This is a genomic window from Pseudoalteromonas sp. S4492 (assembly GCF_005886115.1).
Taxonomy (GTDB): domain Bacteria; phylum Pseudomonadota; class Gammaproteobacteria; order Enterobacterales; family Alteromonadaceae; genus Pseudoalteromonas; species Pseudoalteromonas gelatinilytica.
Window position 1 is genome coordinate 1 of record NZ_PNCP01000174.1, and the last position, 467, is coordinate 467.

1 protein-coding gene is annotated in these 467 nt (G+C 47.1%); it reads left to right on the top strand.

Features of this window, described 5'->3' with window-relative positions; genetic code table 11:
• Positions 1 to 364 (top strand): transposase (locus tag CWC28_RS21295; RefSeq protein ID WP_138625750.1); only part of this gene is annotated, 364 nt, incomplete at its 5' end.
• Positions 365 to 467 lie beyond the last annotated feature (103 nt).

Consider the following 467-nt stretch of genomic DNA (forward strand, 5'->3'; position numbering starts at 1 on the left):
ATACCGATCAGCTACCGCTGAGGAGGCTGAAATGGAGCTGAGCGCCTTCGAGGAAGCCTGGGGGGAGAAGTTCCCTTCCATTGGGAAATCCTGGCGTAACAACTGGGACAACCTGATTACCCTGTTCGACTATCCTGATGACATCAGGAAAGCGATTTACACGACCAATGCGATAGAATCGCTGAACAGTGTGATCAGGAAGGCTATCAAGCATCGGAAGATATTCCCGTCTGACAACTCTGTCATGAAGGTTGTTTATCTGGCTATGGAGAAAGCCTCGGTCAAGTGGACCATGCCGATAAGGAACTGGAAAGCTGCCATGAACCGGTTTGAAATCATGTTTCCAGACCGGTTTACAATTTAAACTACAAGTGGCGTTTACACAGAATTATTTACAGGGTCGTTAGAGCAGCCAATCAATTACTTATTGCGGCCAGCACGCTTACGATCATTCTCTTTCAGGAATT